We start from the raw sequence: 14,310 nt of genomic DNA, 5'->3' as shown, positions 1-14,310 counted from the left end.
AAAAGGAGCTAATCTCAAAAGATTAGCTCCTTTTTCTATTCCAAAACCAATTACTTATTATAATCCCTGTTAATCCGCCGCACGTATCCAGTAATGAATCTTGCCACATCGGTGTACGGTCTCCCGTAGTCCATTGATGAATTTCATCAAATGTTGCATATCCCGCAACGAAAAGGAGAGCGTATATGAAACATCGTTTTCTCGAATAACCCGATCGATGAAAAGCGTAATACGTCAATGAACCGAGCATAAAGAACACCATAAAATGAGCACCTTTACGAAGGAAAAACTCAACAAATCCGCCTACACCTTTATTTGCAATGCTCACAGGTGTACCACCGCCATAATCGATAGATACCCACGAGAAATGCTCTTTCACAAACTCAACATTTACATATTGTTCAATATCCGAACGCATATCCTGCTTTTTATATGGTTGTGCCGAGGAATAGAAAATCAACCCCATCCATAGTAAAACAGGAATCCAAAATAACCATTTACGATTCATTCTTCCGAAACCCCTCTCTTAGTCTTTTAAGCGTACCAAAAAAAAGAATAAATTTCACGCCAAAACATGACATTTGCACCCTATTTATAAAGTGAAAGGGGGTGATAAACATGGCAGTCGAAACAATCGTAATGGACTTAACTTTACGTCTTGTCTTAAACAATGGATTAGATAAGAACGGAAAAACTGTTTTCAAGAACAAACAATTTAAGCGTGTGAAAACAAACGCAAACTTAGAGCAAGTACAAAACGTAGCACGTGCTCTTGCTTCCTTACAAGCATCACCACTTCACGCTGTACAACTTGTTAGCACATCAGATCTTTCTAGTCTATAAGATGAAACTTTAATCAGCGGGGTGCCGATTATTAGTCAACACCAATCGCGCTGCCCGCATATAGCGGGACAAATAAAAAGGAGGAAATAACTCATGCAAGTACTAGAATTAATTTTTGCGAAAGAAGATGGAAAAACAGTTGTCTTTTCTATCGAGAAACCCATCACACCTATCAATGCACAAGTTGTAAATCAAGTAATGGATACCATCCTTGCCTCATCTGTATTTTCATCAATGAATGAAAATACTCGAAAAAAAGGAGCCCGTCTCGTAGAAAGGAATGTATCTGAAGTTCCCATTACTCTATAAATGAAAAAGACGAATCTGCATCATTTTGCAGATTCGTCTTTTTTCTTCGGCATTTCAATTGGAATAAAGATTTTTGAAAAACCGACGCATACATATTTATAGTGTTCTCCACCTATATCAAACTCGGTCGTATATGTTGAGAAGAAAATATAATCATTTCGCTTTGTATAATTCTCGATTAATAATCCAACTTGTGGCTCAACATATTTTTTCGCCAACTTCTTACCAGCCGATGCTAAATCGCCAAGGAGACCCTCTTCATTTTCTTTTTGAACTTCGTCTAGCTTCTTACTTACATCATTACGTTTCATAAACTGCTTCGCTGCCCAGTCCGTATATTCTCCTTTACTCGGGTTACTATTTGCTAAATATACTAGAAGAACAACAACTAGAGCCATAATAATATACCTTTTCTTCATACTATCTCACCGCCTACTCTTTTCTATTTTCATATATATGTACAAGCGATGCAAATTAGAAAGACTATCATCTATTGATTGTAAACGAATAGCCAAAATTTACAATACGAAACAAAAGATTAACAATCACTTTACTTAATTCGTATATAATGATATTAATGATATTTTAAAGGGGAGGACTCGAAGTTATGAACAATGAAAATGATATTTTTATTTCTAATTCTACAATGATGTTAGAGCCTTACAAGCACCCTTCTTATTGCACAAAAATGATCGACAGTAGTGGGAACCATCTTTACTCCTGTCAAACCGCTCTCCAACTCATAAAAAAATCTTGTCTAACCAATGTTCACTCTACTTATCAAGGCAGACGTAAAGCAGTTCAAACAAACTTTAATTTCAAACAAAATGTCCCAATTCCAATTAATCATCGAGAATATATTTGTGCTTTCCCGACAGAATCTCCTTCTTCTCCAAACTGTATATGGCTATTTTATAATCATATAGATGACATAGAATTTTTCAAACAGAGTAAAAAAGCTACCATTCATTTTTCAAATGGCACTACTACAACCATACATATCAGTCCCCATAAGCTAAAACAACAAGTATTAAAAGCTGGATACGTATTATCACGTATGAACATGCAAGATTCACTACAATTTAAAAACCTCTTATTACATTTACTACCGTAACAGAATCAGTAGAATGGAAAGCAATATCTCTTGCCTTCCATTCTTATGATAATATTTATCCTCTTAAGCTATTTCGCATTTTCTCAAGTGCTTGCCGATACACCCACCTCACTTGATAATAAGTCATTTCCATCTCGCTAGCGATCTCCCCCATCGTCTTCCCTACAAAAAAACGTTCGAAAATAATGTACTTCTCCTTCTCATCTAATACACTCATAAAATCCTTTGCTCTCATTTCAATATCTTCAAAATGGAAGATATCCTCATACTCTCCTACACATACACACTTTTCTTGCACAGTGGATTCTTTCTTCAATCTTTCTAACATGTAACCACGCACCGTTACAAGTGCATATGCAGGGAAACACCCCTTCTCCGCATCAAATCTTTCATACGCATGCCAAAGACCAATTAAACCACATTGATAATACTCTTCATAATCTTGACGAATACCTAATTTCTTTATTTGATTTACAATCATCCCTTCATACAAAACAACGGTCTCTGTAAAAGTTGCTGGTTTCACACAGTACCCACTTCTTAAAGGTATACCTCTTTGTTATTCCGCCGGTACCTCCACAATATAAAAATAAAGAAGCGATTTCACTGTGAGTAATTTCAAATACTACCGCCGAAATTTGAAATTACATGAAGTAGAATTTGAAATTCTGCTGATGGTATTTGAAATAAGGGTAAAAATAAAAAAGGTGACTCTCGAGAGAGTCACCTTTTCATAAAAATATATTATGCGCCAAAACTGTTTGCTAAACCCTTTAAAAAACCTAACCCTATTGTTAGAATAAAGAAAATTACAATTAAAATTGTCGCGTTTTTCTTACTTAAACCTGCCACAATATGTAATCCTAACCCTGTTAAAATTAAACTCCAAATATTAAAAATTTCAATTGAAGAAGCAATGCCGTTTAAAACTGTCCCTTTTTCAAATAAAGGAGCTAAACTTGTATAAGTATCCGTTCCATTACCATCGAAAATGAAAGCTAATCCTACATTTAACAATCCACCAATGTAGAAAACAAGATTAGCGTATATATAAATAGATAATATCTTCATGTAGGGAGTATCATTTCCCATTAACATCATAATCACTTTATAAAAACCTGCTGCAATAAAGAGGCCGATAGGTGTTCCGAATAAACCAAAAAGTGCTCCGCCACCAAGTGCAAACCATTTTATCATCTGCCCATCTGGGCCATTCAATTCTTTTGCCACTTCTGGGGTATTAACCACTGATAAATAAAATACCGCAGCTGCTGTAACCGTTCCAAGTAGAACAAATAAGATAAATGCTCCCCAAACCGGACTTTTTGTCTTCATTCTCTCAAATTGTAAACCAGGAGAAGTGATCATCCCAAACAACGACGGCTTTTTCGTACTAACATCTTGCGTATTAATATTCGTCTCCATTATAATGCCTCCTTATTTACACTGGCATATTTGGTAAAAATGCTGACACTATCATAACAATTGCTGCTAAAAATGCTGCTTTAATAATGAATAAAATGATAATTGGAATTGCTGCTTGCACTTTACTTAATCCAGCTGTAATCTGTAATCCTAACCAAATTAAAACTAAATTCCATAAATAAAACAATTCAATCGTATTACCAATTCCATATGCAAGTGAACCTTGATCGAATAGTGGTCCTAAACTTGTATACGCAGTTGGTCCAGCACCTAAAATTAAAGCTATAACACCATTAATAAGTCCACCAATAATAACAACAATGTTCGCATATACAATAATTGTTACTATTTTTTTATAAGAAGTATCATTCCCATAAAACATCATAAACACTTTATAAATGGCCGCAATAACGAACGTTACTAGCATAGCACCTACTGCTCCCCATATCGTACCAGAAATCACATTTGATACGAGTGAGCTCTGATCTGCAAGTGCACCTAGTTCCTTTTGCATTTTAATCATCTCAGGCGATGTGTATGTAACATACGCGTTTAAACTACCTACAAGCCCTTGCAACAATGCAACGAAGAAGAACATACCCCAAACTTTCTCGCTCATCTTCATTCTCTCAAACTGTAAACCAGGAGAAGTAATCATTCCGAACAATGATGGCTTCTCTCCGCCAGCTTTTTGCGTATTCAAATTCGCTTCCACTATAACGCCTCCTTCTATTTATATAACCCGTTCTAACGGGCGGTTCACTTCCTCTCACATAGAGGCTACGAACCGCCCACTAGAACGGTAGTGTGTAGTTCTACTACACTATTACTTACTCATAACGTAAGGCTTCAATTGGATCTAATTTCGCAGCTTTATTCGCTGGAATTAATCCAAAGATAATACCAAGTGTCATAGAGAATAGTACGCCCCCAACGACAACTTCCCACGAAACGAGCGGTGGCCATTTCGCAAATGTGGAAACGATATATGCTCCGCCATATCCAAGACCAATTCCGATTAAACCACCTAGAAGCGTTAACATAACCGCTTCAATTAAAAACTGTAATAAAATTTTACTACGTGTCGCTCCAAGCGCTTTACGGATTCCAATTTCGCGCGTACGCTCCGTTACAGATACGAGCATGATGTTCATAACACCGATACCACCAACGACTAATGAAATACCAGCGATACCACCAATAATCATCGTCATAATACCAGTTACTTTAGAAACATTTTCTTGGAATTCTTTTAAATTCACCAGTTCATATTTACCTGGAATTTCACTTGGCTTACGACTATTTAATACATCAACAGCTTTTTTCCCCGCTGCTTCTAAGTCATCTACATTTTTAGCTTGAATTGCGATATTTTGAATATCATCTGTTCCGTATAAAACAGGCCATAACGTAAGGGGAATTAACGCTTCTTCCATTTCAAATCCCATAAACTCATTATCAGATTTATACACACCAATAATTTGCATTGGCTGTCCCTTCATCTCAATAATTTGTCCAACTGGGTTTACATCCTTAAATAATGTTTCCTCTGTCTTTGTACTAACCATCACAACATTATTTGCATGAGTAATATCTGATTCACTTAAAGTACGTCCCTTTACGACCTTTACTTTATTAACCGCAAAATATTCATTATCAAGACCAATAATATTCAGATTTGCTTTTTTATCATTTACATCAAGCACCTCTGAATTCTGGTTTGTCGTAATAACGTGTGAAACATCTTTCACTTGTTTTACTTCCAAAATATCCTCTTCCGTTAACTTCGGTATTTGAAATCCACCCATAGCAAACTCATCATTAATATCTGCTTTAAATTGAATTGGCATAAGATTATTACCACCAGAACCTGCGAATTTCGACTTCAGCATCGCTTCCCCGCCTTGCCCAATTGCAACGACAGTAATAATCGAACCTACTCCGATAATAATACCGAGCATCGTAAGGGCTGAACGCAGTTTATGAGCTAAAATAGAAGATAGGGCAATTTTTATACTATCTAGTAAACTCATACCGCACACCTTCTATCTTCTGTAATTTTCCCATCTCGCAGTACAATGCGGCGGGAAGAATACGCTGCTACTTCCTCTTCATGCGTAACCATAACAATCGTTGTACCTTCTGCATTAAGCTTCGTGAAAATATCCATAACTTGCTCACCAGACTTCGTATCAAGCGCACCAGTCGGCTCATCGGCCATAATGAACGTTGGATTATTCGCAATCGCTCTTGCAATCGCTACACGCTGCTTCTGCCCACCTGACAATTCATTCGGTAAATGATGCACGCGGTCCGCCAATCCAACTTTACCTAACGCCTCTAAAGCACGCTTGCGACGCTCTGCCTTCTTCACCCCGCCGTATACGAGCGGAAGTTCAACATTTTCTACTGCCGAAAGACGTGGAAGCAAATTAAAATGCTGAAACACAAAACCGATATATTCATTACGAATTAAAGCAAGCTTTGACTCGTCTGCTGTTAAGATATTCACATCATTCAGCATATATTCGCCTTCTGTTGGACGATCTAAACAACCGATAATATTCATAAGCGTTGATTTACCAGAACCAGACGGTCCCATAATCGAAACGAACTCGCCGCCCTGAATCGTTAAACTAATACCGTGCAAAATCGGCACTGCCAATTTTCCTTGATAATACGTTTTAGCAATATTATTTAACGTAATCATTTCTCTTTCACTTCCATTCCGTCATACACGTCGTCGGAAGGATTTTTAACCACCTTTTGCCCCACTTTTGCGCCTTCAACAATCTCTGTCCAATCTCCATCAGTAGAACCTTTTTTCACATTTTGTTTACGAAGCTTCCCTTTCTCTTCAATATAAACAAATGCATCATCGCCTTTTTCTACAATGCTCTTAGTTGGAACAGCAATCATCGTCTTATTCTCTAAATTTACTTGCAGAGAAACGTGATAACCTGGAGATAAACCATCTTGACTATCAAGACTTGCTTTATATGTATATTGGGACATATTTTGAGTCGCTTCACCCATACCGCCCGCTTGTGCCATCTCTGCACTCGTTGGGAATTCACTTACCTCTGTAATCTTACCTGTCCACTTCTTCTTATTATTTGCTTTCGCAGTTACAGTAAATGTTTGATCCTTTTGAATTTGTGACTTTTGAAGCTCAGTTAATGTTCCTTGAACTTGGAACGGATCTTTAGAAGCCACTTGTAAGAAGGCTTTCCCTTGACCACCTAACGCTTGAGATGAACTTTGCGCCGCATCTTTATCTAACTTTTGAACAACACCAGCAAAATTACTATAAATCGTAAGCTCTTTCTGCTTTTTACTTAATTCTTCTTTTTGTAATTTCCCTTTTTCCTTTTCAAGATCAGTCGTCTTTTGACCCATCTCTAACTCACTTACTTGCTCTTCCATCGGATCTGTTACTTCTTTCCCAGCTCCGCTATCCTTTGCCTTCTTAATTTCTTTCTTCAACGAATCAATCTTCTTCTTTCCTTGATCATAACGCATATCTGCCATCTTCTGATCAAGCTCAGCTTGCTTCATTTGCAAATTAATCTCTTCATTATCATAAGAGAATAACTTTGTACCTTTGTCTACTTCTTGCCCTTCTTTTACCGCAATATCTTTCACTTTTCCTTTAGTTGGATCCGCATAGAAACTTTCAATATTCCCAGGCTTCACCTGACCAGAAATTAACTTCGTATTATTAAGCTTACGCTCTGTCACTTTCTCGAAACTTACAGCATCAGCAGATGTTGATGCCCCCTTCTTCTTGCCTTGCATAATAAAAATATTAACCGCTGCCACAATAACAATTAGTGCAATAACCCCGATAATAATCCATTTCTTCTTCTTGTTTGGAGTACGAACCGTATTTGGTAACATATTCTCTCTCCCTTTATAACTTAATAGTTTAATATAAAATTGTGTAAAACTTTCTGAAAAATAAATACATATTATTACATTCTTTTTACAAAGTTTTACACATTCATTTATATTGTAACAAAAATTCCAATGATTAGAAATATGACATACTGTCTTTTAAGATAGATTTAAGGAAAGATTATATTAATATAAGAAAAGCTATCCAATATAGAAATTGGATAGCTTTTCAAACAAAATATTACGCCGCTTTAGGGGCTTTGCTCTCATGTCCACGTTGAACGATGAACAAGAAGATTGTTGATAAAATGGCACCTGTTAATAGTAAGATGAAGCAACCATCCCAGCCAGAACGATCAACAATAATACCGATTGCTGCGTTTGCTACAAGACTTCCGCCTACATAACCAAACAGACCACACATACCCACTGTCGTACCTACTGCAAATTTCGGTACTAATTCCATCGCACTTAAACCGATTAAGAACTGTGGTACATAAATTAAACAACCGATAATAGAAACTGCAATACTTACAACAAGTACGCTAGATGCTTGCCAATATACAAACGTACCAATAACAACTCCAACCATACTAATGATACATAATGGCATACGTTTTCCTTTAAATAATTTATCACTTAAAAGACCAACGATTAATGAACTTGGAATTGCCATACCTTCAAAGATTGCGTACGCCGCGTGTGCTTCATTTTTTGAGAAACCTTTAACTGTCGTTAAATAAAGTGGAACCCAGTTAATAACACCGAAGCGAATTAAATACACAAATGCATTTGCAATACATAAGAACCATACAAATTTATTTTTCACTACATACTTCATTAAAATTTCTTTTGGTGACATCTTATTAGCATTATCTGCTTTTTCAAGATTTTCATAGTCATTACGATACTCATCAATTGGAGGAAGACCTTCTGATTCTGGTGTATCCTTCGCATTAATCCAAACAAGAACTGAAATTACCATTGCGATAATCGCTGGGAAAATAAACACGCCGCCTTGCCAATGATTTTCACCAAAAATACCTACACCAATTCCGACAAGGGGTGGTACAAGCATTCCACCAACGTTATGTGAAATATTCCAAATACCTGTTTTCGTACCACGTTCTTTCTTCGAGAACCATTTCGTCATAACGATACTACAAGGGGGTGCTCCCATACCTTGTACAATACCGTTAAGAACAAGTAATGTAACAATCATCCCAAATGAAGATGCAAAGCCGAAACAAATATTTACAAGCCCTGATAAGAATAAACCGACCGCGATAAAGCGCTGGGCGAAAGCTTTATCTGATAAATTCCCCATAAAGAACTTACTAAATCCATAAACAATTGCCATGATTGAACCTAGTAAACCAATTTCAGCTGTACTAAATCCAAATTCTTCTACTAAATACGTACTTGATAACGTAAAGTTACTACGAACTAAATAATAAGCAGCATATCCAACTGAAATTCCGATTAACACACGGATACGTAATAATCGATATACACGGTCGATCATATCCGCTGGTAATCTTTCAATTGCAGGTGCTGGCTTGAGCCATTTAAACATATATTTCCGTCTCCTTTTCTCACTTCTGAGAGAGACGCTGTCTATTCCATATCTCGATTATTCCGCTATTTGATATATTTTTGTTTGTTCTTCTAACCGGCTGTCCTTCTATTTCTTGCTCATTCTTCGCAAACATCGTTGGTACGCCAAACGAAACTTTCTCTAAAATGTGCCCCGCTTCTTCTGATAAACAATAATCAATAAATAAATCCGCAATAATACCATTCGGTGCACGTTTTAGTTTCGAAATCGCATTAACAGATAATCCTGTTTGCTCAGGTACAATACTTACAATTGGAAAGCCTTGTTTTTGAAGCATTCTCTGGTCTCCCATGAAATTGATCCCTATCATATACTCACCGCTCGCAACTAGTTCTACCGGTATGTAACCATTCACCGTTACTTCACCAACTTGTCCCGCGAGGTTCTTCACATATGCCTTCGCTTCCTCTTCACCTACAGTATCAATAAGTGATTGAAAAAACGTATATGCTGTTCCTGAAACATTTGGATCTGGCATAACAATCTTTCCCTTATATACTGGATTTAATAAATCTTGCCACCTTGATGGATAAGGGATTCCGAGCGGCGCTATCTCTTCATTCCACCGCTCTTTATTGATTGCAATTGCCAGTTTCTCCACTTCATAACCGTACCAATAACCATCTTTATCTTTAACAGTTTTTGAAATACGGTTCGCATGCTGACTTGTAACAGGAATAGATAGATTTTTTTGCTTCATCATTTGATGCGCGTCTACCGTACCACCAATAATAATATCCGCTTTCGGATTTCCAGCTTCCTCTTCTACCCTCCGAAGAAGCTCTTCTGTCGAAAGACGAATAAATTCATACGTACAGCCGCGTGATTTACAAAATGATGAAAGCAAAGCTTCACCAACTTCCTCACGTGCTGCTACATACGCAACAAGATGACGATCATCCAAAATAGGGAGACCACTTTTATTATATTTAATAGAGGTTGTATCTCGAGAGCAACTAGACATCGCTCCTCCAATTACTAGCAAAAAGAAGAAAAAGGCTATCTTTCTCATGACACATTCTCCTTTACAAATAAATTTGCGAGGGAGCTTTTCATATACATGACATTCCCGTTATTATCACCGAGATATTGCACAACAAAGTACGATGGATATACAGAAATAGTAAGAATGTCTTCTCGCTCATTCTTTATACGCTTCCCTGTTTTATAAGCGGTAATATAAGCAATTGGTTCATTCTGTGATTGTAATAATTTCTGTATTTCTCCGTAATCTGTAATTTGCTTTGCGTACCGAATCGAATCAAGTATGTGCGTAAGATTCATCGTACGTTCTACACCACCTTGGCGTACTATGACATCCTGTGCTGACGCAAAAAAATCACTAATACGTTCTGGTGTGTAATACAGGCTTAACAAATACGTTTGAAATGCTGAAATCATTGGATCCGTACCATTCTTTCCGTATATATCAGCCCCGTACTGGAACAAGTCACCTACTGCAAAAGTACGTTTATGTCCATTCAAGTACGTTACTTCTCCAGTAAATACTTGTTCTTGATTCTTAGCTTCTCTCGGTTCTATTTGAATTCGGTCAAAGAATGAAACAATCGTATGCAAACGCACTTCATCCGTTATAACAATTTCTCCCCACTTTTCATGCCTAACTTTCATTTCAGTAGGCAGGGATTCATTCACTCTTTGTAAAACAGTTTGTTTGTCATTCACTATTGTAATTCGATTATATATTTGCTTCTCCATCACATAAAATAAAATAAGAGAAACGATTATACAAAGGACAAACATCAGAATTTGAAATGATAGCCTTTTCATTTCTGCCTACCTCCAAGATAAAAAAACGTTGTTTCGAAAATACCGCATAATTGTTTCATAAATGTATCATTTAACCGCTTTCAAGTTTTTTATGTCTTCCATCCGTTTCGGAAGTAAAAATGTAATAAATATCGTAGTACCCATCTCTTCACTACTCTCAATTCGCATACTTCCGCCCTGCTTATTCATAATCTCCTGACAAATATACAAACCGTAACCATTCCCGTAACTAGAAGGAAGTACCTTCCCTCCTGGCGATTCATTCCACTCTGCAAGCACACCTTCATCTATACCAATACCATCATCATGAACAAAAACCTTCGCCTCATGCTCACTTACAATTACATTCATACGAATTTGCGTAGCATCGCTATATTTAATCGTATTATCAAGTACATTTAAGAATATTTGCTTCGTCTTATCAAAGTCTGCAACAACATGTACATCCGTTAACTCATTTATCACTTCAATTTCAAATTGCTGCAGGCGAGGTTTCACAATTGAAACGGCTTCTTCTGCTAATTCTTTTATATTCACAACTGTAGGTGACACTTCAAACGTACTCGTCCCGTACTTTGAAGACTTAAGTAATTCCTCTACAAGTGATAATAAACGCTCACTTTCTACAGCCACATAACGTAGGCTTTCCTGTACATCTTCCTTCGCCTTTAACTTCGGAATTAAATCTACATAGCCAATAATCGCCGTTAGCGGTGTTTTTAGTTCATGCGTAATGCGGTCTAAGAAATCTTTCTGCTTCTCTTTCTCCTCTTTCAATTGCTTAATATGTAGTTCAATTCCATCAGCCATCGCATTAAAAGATGCTGAGAGCTGAGCAATTTCCACATATTCATTTAGCTCAATCTTACTTTTATAATCTCCATTCGCAAGCCGCTGTGCCATTTGCCTTAACTGATCAATCGGCTTATGAAGAGACCTTGCCAAACGAATCGCAAAGAAAATACCCGCAGCTACTAGACAAAGAGACGTCATTAAGAACGTCCAGCCAACATTTGTTAAAACTTCCTTCTCACCCGTTAACTCATTTATAAAACGAACACTTCCAATGACATCGTTTCCATAATAAACTGGGCTTGAAAACAAAAGAATTGGAGCTGGGTCTCCCTCTTCAAAAACATAAGATTTCTTCCCCTTCAAGGAACTCTCAATATCAATATTCCGATGAAGAAGTGCTCCCTTTTGCGTATCTGCAACAACATCTCCATTCTTCCCAATCATCTGTACACGTACATCCATGCGCTTCGCTAAATACGAAGCAATTAAAAGTGAATTAGGACCGAGCGTCTCCACTTCTGCTTCCTTCTCTAAATAATTCATCGTATAAATTTGTGCTTCTACACTTAACTTTTCCAAAGAATTTGCCGCGTTATGATACATATTCTTTTCTAACGTAATATAAACAACTGCGTACAAAAGAACAAAAATCGGGATTAACAATCCAACTATTCCAAACACCATATTTCTTTTTAAAGACATACCATCACCACTTAACAATCCAGTTTATAGCCAACGCCATAAATTGTCTTAATATATTCTCCGCTCTTCCCTAACTTCTTCCGCAGCCTTTGCACCATAATATCAACTGCTCTCGTATTTCCGATATACTCAAACCCCCATACTTTCTCAAGTAACTCATCTCTCATAAATACACGCTGCGGATTTGAAACAAACAACTGACATAAATTAAACTCTCGGTACGTTAACTGAATTTCTTGTCCACTAACATGCACCTTTCTTTCCTTAGGACAAATCGTTATCTCTCCCGCCCCGATTACTTCATGACTGACCGTTACCTCTGCCTTCTTCACGCGCCGCGTCATATTCTTAACCCGAAGAATAAGCTCTGCATAATTAAATGGCTTCGTCACATAATCATCCGCACCAAGCTGCAACCCAAGCAATTTATCATTCATCTGACTCTTCGCAGTTAACATGAGTACTGGAATATCCCTATCCTTTTCACGGAACAAACGAAGCAATTCATACCCATCTGTATCTGGAAGCATAACATCCAAAATCAATACATCCGGCCCTTCATTCCATTTCTCTAAAGCTTCTCTCCCATCAGCCGCTGTCAACACTTCATACCCTTCCATCTCCAACTGCATCCGAATCAAATTACGAATACTCGATTCATCATCAACTACAAGTATTTTCATTATTCTCCTCCTTCCATCCCGTATTATAGTACAGTTTAGTATAGCAAAAATCTTATAAAAAAAGAGAGGGTATTGTCGAACATATGTTGAACGACAATACCCTCTCTTTCACTTATTATATCTATTTATCATACCCATTAGGTTGCTTCTGATGCCAATTCCAAGCATGCTCAATGATTGTCTTCACATTTACATACTGAGGATCCCATCCTAACTTCTCTTTCGCTTTCTGAGAAGAAGCAACTAAACGTGCTGGATCTCCCGCACGACGTGGTGCTACCTCAGCAGGAATTTCATGATTTGTAACTTCACGAACCGCATCAACGATTTCTTTCACGCTGAAACCATTACCATTCCCTAAGTTATAGAAATCACTCTCTCCGCCGTTCTGTAGGTCTTTAAGTCCTAAGAAGTGAGCTGCCACTAAATCTTCAACATGAATATAATCACGGATACAAGTACCATCTGGTGTATTATAATCCTCACCAAACATCATAATCTTCTCACGTTGACCTAACGCCACTTGCAGCACAAGAGGAATTAAATGCGTCTCTGGACGGTGATCTTCCCCAATAATACCATTTGGAGTTGCACCAGCCACGTTAAAGTATCTGAAAATCTTATAACGTAAATTAGAAGCTTGGCTATACCAATGAAGCATCTTCTCGATTGCTAACTTCGTTTCTCCATACGTATTCGTTGGATTTGTCATCGTTTCCTCAGTAATAAGGTCTACATCTACCTCACCATACGTCGCCGCAGTAGAAGAGAAAATAAACTTATCTACCTTAAACTCATCCATTACCTCTAATAAGCAAAGTGCACCATACACATTGTTATTATAATATTGAAGAGGCTTCTCCATACTAACTCCAACTAAAGAATCAGCTGCGAAATGCATAACCGCCTCAATATTTTCTTGTGTAAAAACATCTCTTAAAAATGCTTTATCACGAAGATCGCCATTATAAAACTTCGCACCTTCCGTAATTGCATCCTCATGACCAGTTTGTAAATTATCTACTACTACTACAGATAAACCTTCGTCTACTAATTTTTTCACAGCGTGAGAACCGATATAGCCAGCTCCGCCGCAGATTAGAATTGAATTCATTGTATTCCTCCTACATATA

17 protein-coding genes are annotated in these 14,310 nt (G+C 37.3%); 3 read left to right on the top strand and 14 right to left on the bottom strand.

The annotated features are described in order from the left end of the window. Nucleotides 1-22 precede the first annotated feature (22 nt). Complete coding sequence (locus tag QCI44_RS01295) at nucleotides 23-508, bottom strand: VanZ family protein (protein ID WP_098405443.1); 486 nt, start codon at nucleotides 506-508, stop codon at nucleotides 23-25. A 110-nt stretch (nucleotides 509-618) separates the two neighbouring features. Here QCI44_RS01295 and QCI44_RS01290 point away from each other — a divergent pair, with 110 nt between their 5' ends. Together QCI44_RS01290 and QCI44_RS01285 are read left to right on the top strand one after the other, a co-directional pair. After that, a complete protein-coding gene (locus QCI44_RS01290) occupies nucleotides 619-843 on the top strand; it encodes a DUF1659 domain-containing protein (protein ID WP_000257706.1) in 225 nt (74 codons plus the stop codon). A 93-nt stretch (nucleotides 844-936) separates the two neighbouring features. Further along, nucleotides 937-1,152 carry a DUF2922 domain-containing protein gene (locus QCI44_RS01285; RefSeq protein ID WP_098485651.1) on the top strand — a complete coding sequence of 72 codons (216 nt, stop codon included), beginning with the start codon at nucleotides 937-939 and terminating at the stop codon, nucleotides 1,150-1,152. Between the two features lie 20 nt (nucleotides 1,153-1,172). Here QCI44_RS01285 and QCI44_RS01280 read toward each other — a convergent pair whose 3' ends face one another. Continuing rightward, the gene (locus tag QCI44_RS01280) at nucleotides 1,173-1,571 is read right to left on the bottom strand and encodes a DUF4359 domain-containing protein (RefSeq protein WP_016085527.1); all 399 of its coding nucleotides are present in this window, start codon (nucleotides 1,569-1,571) and stop codon (nucleotides 1,173-1,175) included. Nucleotides 1,572-1,759: 188 nt separating this feature from the next. Between QCI44_RS01280 and QCI44_RS01275 the strand changes: the two genes are divergently transcribed. After that, nucleotides 1,760-2,266, top strand: a complete 507-nt coding sequence (locus QCI44_RS01275) for a competence protein ComK (RefSeq protein WP_016085526.1) — start codon at nucleotides 1,760-1,762, stop codon at nucleotides 2,264-2,266. 55 nt (nucleotides 2,267-2,321) lie between these two features. Here QCI44_RS01275 and QCI44_RS01270 read toward each other — a convergent pair whose 3' ends face one another. The 12 genes from QCI44_RS01270 to galE all read right to left on the bottom strand — a co-directional run bounded on the left by QCI44_RS01270 (nucleotide 2,322) and on the right by galE (nucleotide 14,291). After that, on the bottom strand, nucleotides 2,322-2,792 hold the full coding sequence (locus tag QCI44_RS01270; protein ID WP_016085525.1) for a sigma-70 family RNA polymerase sigma factor: 471 nt from the start codon (nucleotides 2,790-2,792) through the stop codon (nucleotides 2,322-2,324). A 218-nt stretch (nucleotides 2,793-3,010) separates the two neighbouring features. Continuing rightward, nucleotides 3,011-3,691, bottom strand: a complete 681-nt coding sequence (gene yknW, locus QCI44_RS01265) for a YknW family membrane protein (RefSeq protein WP_098591680.1) — start codon at nucleotides 3,689-3,691, stop codon at nucleotides 3,011-3,013. Nucleotides 3,692-3,707: 16 nt separating this feature from the next. After that, on the bottom strand, nucleotides 3,708-4,406 hold the full coding sequence (yknW, locus tag QCI44_RS01260) for a YknW family membrane protein (RefSeq protein WP_016085523.1): 699 nt from the start codon (nucleotides 4,404-4,406) through the stop codon (nucleotides 3,708-3,710). A 115-nt stretch (nucleotides 4,407-4,521) separates the two neighbouring features. Further along, nucleotides 4,522-5,724 carry an ABC transporter permease gene (locus QCI44_RS01255; RefSeq protein WP_016085522.1) on the bottom strand — a complete coding sequence of 401 codons (1,203 nt, stop codon included), beginning with the start codon at nucleotides 5,722-5,724 and terminating at the stop codon, nucleotides 4,522-4,524. Further along, nucleotides 5,721-6,401: an ABC transporter ATP-binding protein gene (locus QCI44_RS01250; RefSeq protein ID WP_016085521.1), complete on the bottom strand. Its 681-nt coding sequence runs from the start codon at nucleotides 6,399-6,401 to the stop codon at nucleotides 5,721-5,723. The genes QCI44_RS01255 and QCI44_RS01250 overlap by 4 nt, the downstream gene beginning before the upstream one ends. Then, nucleotides 6,398-7,591, bottom strand: a complete 1,194-nt coding sequence (locus QCI44_RS01245; RefSeq protein WP_016085520.1) for an efflux RND transporter periplasmic adaptor subunit — start codon at nucleotides 7,589-7,591, stop codon at nucleotides 6,398-6,400. The genes QCI44_RS01250 and QCI44_RS01245 overlap by 4 nt, the downstream gene beginning before the upstream one ends. A gap of 238 nt (nucleotides 7,592-7,829) precedes the next feature. After that, nucleotides 7,830-9,164 (bottom strand): MFS transporter, encoded by a 1,335-nt coding sequence (gene pgtP / locus QCI44_RS01240; protein ID WP_016136058.1) that lies wholly within the window; start codon nucleotides 9,162-9,164, stop codon nucleotides 7,830-7,832. Nucleotides 9,165-9,183: 19 nt separating this feature from the next. Next, nucleotides 9,184-10,218, bottom strand: a complete 1,035-nt coding sequence (locus QCI44_RS01235; protein WP_016085518.1) for an ABC transporter substrate-binding protein — start codon at nucleotides 10,216-10,218, stop codon at nucleotides 9,184-9,186. After that, nucleotides 10,215-10,997, bottom strand: a complete 783-nt coding sequence (locus tag QCI44_RS01230; RefSeq protein WP_016136059.1) for a DUF3919 family protein — start codon at nucleotides 10,995-10,997, stop codon at nucleotides 10,215-10,217. The genes QCI44_RS01235 and QCI44_RS01230 overlap by 4 nt, the downstream gene beginning before the upstream one ends. A gap of 66 nt (nucleotides 10,998-11,063) precedes the next feature. Continuing rightward, complete coding sequence (locus QCI44_RS01225) at nucleotides 11,064-12,494, bottom strand: HAMP domain-containing sensor histidine kinase (RefSeq protein ID WP_033659976.1); 1,431 nt, start codon at nucleotides 12,492-12,494, stop codon at nucleotides 11,064-11,066. Between the two features lie 11 nt (nucleotides 12,495-12,505). Continuing rightward, a complete protein-coding gene (locus tag QCI44_RS01220) occupies nucleotides 12,506-13,177 on the bottom strand; it encodes a response regulator transcription factor (RefSeq protein ID WP_000699564.1) in 672 nt (223 codons plus the stop codon). A 121-nt stretch (nucleotides 13,178-13,298) separates the two neighbouring features. Next, nucleotides 13,299-14,291 (bottom strand): UDP-glucose 4-epimerase GalE, encoded by a 993-nt coding sequence (gene galE / locus QCI44_RS01215; protein ID WP_346724785.1) that lies wholly within the window; start codon nucleotides 14,289-14,291, stop codon nucleotides 13,299-13,301. Between the last annotated feature and the right edge of the window lie 19 nt (nucleotides 14,292-14,310).

The organism is Bacillus cereus group sp. RP37 (assembly GCF_040459695.1).
In the GTDB taxonomy this organism is placed as follows: domain Bacteria; phylum Bacillota; class Bacilli; order Bacillales; family Bacillaceae_G; genus Bacillus_A.
Note: the sequence above shows the minus strand (reverse complement) of the source record. Positions and strands in the feature narration are given on the sequence as shown.

Excerpts from the sequence above, each read along its gene's own strand:
- QCI44_RS01295 (WP_098405443.1), bottom strand. The coding sequence starts at position 508 with ATGAATCGTAAATGGTTATTTTGGATTCCTGTTTTACTATGGATGGGG.
- QCI44_RS01290 (WP_000257706.1), top strand. The coding sequence starts at position 619 with ATGGCAGTCGAAACAATCGTAATGGACTTAACTTTACGTCTTGTCTTA.
- QCI44_RS01285 (WP_098485651.1), top strand. The coding sequence starts at position 937 with ATGCAAGTACTAGAATTAATTTTTGCGAAAGAAGATGGAAAAACAGTT.
- QCI44_RS01280 (WP_016085527.1), bottom strand. The coding sequence starts at position 1,571 with ATGAAGAAAAGGTATATTATTATGGCTCTAGTTGTTGTTCTTCTAGTA.
- QCI44_RS01275 (WP_016085526.1), top strand. The coding sequence starts at position 1,760 with ATGAACAATGAAAATGATATTTTTATTTCTAATTCTACAATGATGTTA.
- yknW (WP_098591680.1), bottom strand. The coding sequence starts at position 3,691 with ATGGAGACGAATATTAATACGCAAGATGTTAGTACGAAAAAGCCGTCG.
- QCI44_RS01255 (WP_016085522.1), bottom strand. The coding sequence starts at position 5,724 with ATGAGTTTACTAGATAGTATAAAAATTGCCCTATCTTCTATTTTAGCT.
- QCI44_RS01250 (WP_016085521.1), bottom strand. The coding sequence starts at position 6,401 with ATGATTACGTTAAATAATATTGCTAAAACGTATTATCAAGGAAAATTG.
- QCI44_RS01245 (WP_016085520.1), bottom strand. The coding sequence starts at position 7,591 with ATGTTACCAAATACGGTTCGTACTCCAAACAAGAAGAAGAAATGGATT.
- pgtP (WP_016136058.1), bottom strand. The coding sequence starts at position 9,164 with ATGTTTAAATGGCTCAAGCCAGCACCTGCAATTGAAAGATTACCAGCG.
- QCI44_RS01235 (WP_016085518.1), bottom strand. The coding sequence starts at position 10,218 with ATGAGAAAGATAGCCTTTTTCTTCTTTTTGCTAGTAATTGGAGGAGCG.
- QCI44_RS01230 (WP_016136059.1), bottom strand. The coding sequence starts at position 10,997 with ATGAAAAGGCTATCATTTCAAATTCTGATGTTTGTCCTTTGTATAATC.
- QCI44_RS01225 (WP_033659976.1), bottom strand. The coding sequence starts at position 12,494 with ATGTCTTTAAAAAGAAATATGGTGTTTGGAATAGTTGGATTGTTAATC.
- QCI44_RS01220 (WP_000699564.1), bottom strand. The coding sequence starts at position 13,177 with ATGAAAATACTTGTAGTTGATGATGAATCGAGTATTCGTAATTTGATT.
- galE (WP_346724785.1), bottom strand. The coding sequence starts at position 14,291 with ATGAATTCAATTCTAATCTGCGGCGGAGCTGGCTATATCGGTTCTCAC.